Genomic DNA, 2656 nt, shown 5'->3' with positions numbered 1-2656 from the left:
CTGCTCGACGTGGTGATGCCGGGGATGGACGGCTACGCCGTGCTTGAGGCGATCCAACAGCATCCGCAACTTGCCGACGTGCCGGTCATCTTTTTGTCCGCGCTGGACGGCTCGACCGACGAAGAGCGCGGACTTGCGCTCGGCGCGGTCGATTACATCGTTAAACCGATCCATCCCGCGGTGGTGCTGGCGCGCGTTAAGGCGCATGTGACGCTCAAGCAGATGCGGGACACGCTCTTGGGGCGCAACAGCGTGCTGGAGGAGGAGGTCGAGCGCCGCATGCAGGAAAACCAGCTGATCCAAGATGTGAGCATTCTGGCCCTGGCCCACCTGGCCGAGATCCGCGACAGCGAAACCGGCAACCACTTGCGGCGCACGAAGGCCTATATCGCTATTCTCGCCCAGTATTTGCTGGCGCAAGGCTATCCCGACGCCGCGCTGACGCCGCGCAGCGTGCCGCTCTTGGTCAAGTCGGCGGTATTGCACGACATCGGCAAAGTGGGCATTCCCGACGATATCCTGCAAAAACGGGAAGCGCTGGATGCGGCGGAATGGCAAGTGATGCGCCGTCATGCCGAGCTGGGCTTCGAGGCTATCGAATTGGCCGAACGCGAGGCGGCGCAGCCGGTGGCGTTTCTGGCTTTTGCCAAGCAGATCGCGCGCTGGCACCACGAGCGTTGGGATGGCGGCGGTTATCCGGATGGCTTGAAGGGGCTGGAGATCCCCCTGTCGGCCCGCCTGATGGCGCTGGCCGACGTGTTCGACGCGCTGATTTCGCCGCGGGGATATAAAGCGCCGCTACCGGCCGATGCGGTGCGCGCAATGATTCTGGCCGAGCGCGGCGGTCAGTTCGATCCGGATGTGGTGGACGCGTTCGAGCAAAACTTCGACCGCTTTCTCGACGTGGCCGCGCGTTATATCCAGGCGGATGCTACGGCGTGAGCTGATAGTCCGGCGTCTCGGCATCCAGCCGAAAGGCGCTAAGCGTTTCAACGACGCCAGCCAGTTGCTCGGCTAGCCAGTCCATCCCCGCGCGCGGATCGGGCAAATGCGCACAGGGCCGCTCGCTGACGAACACCACGTCGCGGGTGGTCTCGGTGATCTTGTGCCGGTCCGATTCCAGCCAATTGAGCGCGCGGCACACCACCTGCCCCGCGCCATCGAGCCACACCGCCTCGCCGTCGCCGGGATGCTCGATCACTTCCGGCTGTCCTAGCGGCACAAAGCGCTCGGTGCCGCGCGCCAGCGTCAGGGTCAACGCGCCGCCCAAGCGCTGAATGTCCTCGCCGCCGAACGGGCTCAGCGCCCGCAGCGATGCCTGGTTGTACAGATCGACCAGCGGGTGGATGCGGCGCAGGCGCTCGCTGGCGGCGGCCTTGACGAGCCAGGCGATCGAACAGCGCGAACGCTTGTCGCCGGAGAGCTGCTTGTGCAACACCTTCCAATCGGCGATGACGCGGTCGGCCTGGTTGGCGTCGACTGCCGGCCAGCCGGTAAAGGGCCGCGCGTCGAGCCGGTCGGGCGCGAGTCCTCGCGCGATCAGGCCGTGAATCTGCATTTTGGGGTAACGCGCCAGCAGGCTGTCGTCGAGCGTGATACGCATGTTTTCTCCTTGCGGTTATGGCTGGATTGTGAGGCAGAGACTGACTGGGAGTGAACAAAATTGACGATATTTCATATAGGATGAAATTTTCTTAATTTACGGAGCATTCATGCAGTTCGATTGGCGTAAAGGGGAGGCCTTGCTGGCGGTGCTGGAGAGCGGCAGCTTCGAACGCGCGGCAGCGTCCCTGCATTTGACGCCGTCGGCGATATCCCAGCGCATTCGCGCGCTGGAAGAGGAGATCGGCCAGCCGTTGGTGTTGCGTACGCGGCCCTGCCTGGCGACGCCGGCCGGGCGCAAGATTCTGCTCTATCTGCAACGCAGCAGGCTCTTGGAGCAAGAGTGGCGCGCCGAGATGGCGCGCGAAAACGAGGGATGGCTGTCGGTGCCGCTGGCGCTCAACCACGATTCGATGGCGACGTGGCTGTTGCCGGCCATGCGCGACTGCCTGCAGCGCGAACGCATCTTGCTCGACATTACCCTGGACGATCAGTCGCGTACGCCGGCGCTGATGGAGGCCGGCCGGGCTGTGGCTGGCATCGCCAGCCAGCCGGAGACGCTGCGCGGTTGCCGCGCAGAGTGGTTGGGCGCGATGCGCTACCGGCTGGCGGCGAGCCCGGCGTTCATCGCGCGCTGGTTCGACGGCGGGCTGACGCGCCAGACGGCGCAACACGCGCCGCTGGCGGTGTTCGACCGCAAGGATCTATTGCAATGGCAGGTACTGCGCGCGGCGTTTGATCTGGCGCCGACGCAGCTGTCATGCCATTACCTGCCTTCGAGCGAGGCGTTCCTGCGCGCTATCGAGCAGGGACTCTGTTATGGCCTGCTGCCCGAGTTGCAGGCGGGGCAGGCATTCGCTCAAGGGCGCGTGGTGGATCTGTTGCCGTCGCAGCCGTTGGACGTGCCGTTGTGGTGGCACTGCTGGGATTTGCAAACGCCGCGGTTGGAGCGGCTGACGCAGGCGGTGTGCGCCGGCGCGCGCGCGAGCCTGTTGCAAACCGATCCCGATAGGGTGGCGCTTGCCCCGGCGCGTCCTCTGCCCTAAGGTGCGTG

The 2656-nt window shown here is 65.1% G+C and carries 3 protein-coding genes; 2 read left to right on the top strand and 1 reads right to left on the bottom strand.

Going from position 1 to position 2656, the window contains the following annotated elements:
* On the top strand, window positions 1–942 hold a 942-nt coding region (locus JOZ06_RS09580), incomplete at its 5' end, for an HD domain-containing phosphohydrolase (protein WP_293231814.1).
* Here JOZ06_RS09580 and JOZ06_RS09575 read toward each other — a convergent pair.
* Window positions 932–1603 carry a phenylalanine--tRNA ligase beta subunit-related protein gene (locus tag JOZ06_RS09575; RefSeq protein WP_293231812.1) on the bottom strand — a complete coding sequence of 224 codons (672 nt, stop codon included), beginning with the start codon at window positions 1601–1603 and terminating at the stop codon, window positions 932–934. The genes JOZ06_RS09580 and JOZ06_RS09575 overlap by 11 nt on opposite strands.
* Before the next feature lie 109 nt (window positions 1604–1712).
* On the opposite strand from JOZ06_RS09575, the gene JOZ06_RS09570 reads away from it, so the two are divergent.
* Complete coding sequence (locus JOZ06_RS09570) at window positions 1713–2648, top strand: LysR family transcriptional regulator ArgP (RefSeq protein WP_293231810.1); 936 nt, start codon at window positions 1713–1715, stop codon at window positions 2646–2648.
* Window positions 2649–2656 lie beyond the last annotated feature (8 nt).

This window comes from Paludibacterium sp. (assembly GCF_019232825.1).
Classification (GTDB): Bacteria; Pseudomonadota; Gammaproteobacteria; order Burkholderiales; family Chromobacteriaceae; genus Paludibacterium.
This window is presented reverse-complemented; position numbering and strand designations above follow the sequence as displayed.

Coding starts and splice junctions, on each gene's coding strand:
- JOZ06_RS09575 (WP_293231812.1), bottom strand. CDS start 1,603: ATGCGTATCACGCTCGACGACAGCCTGCTGGCGCGTTACCCCAAAATG.
- JOZ06_RS09570 (WP_293231810.1), top strand. CDS start 1,713: ATGCAGTTCGATTGGCGTAAAGGGGAGGCCTTGCTGGCGGTGCTGGAG.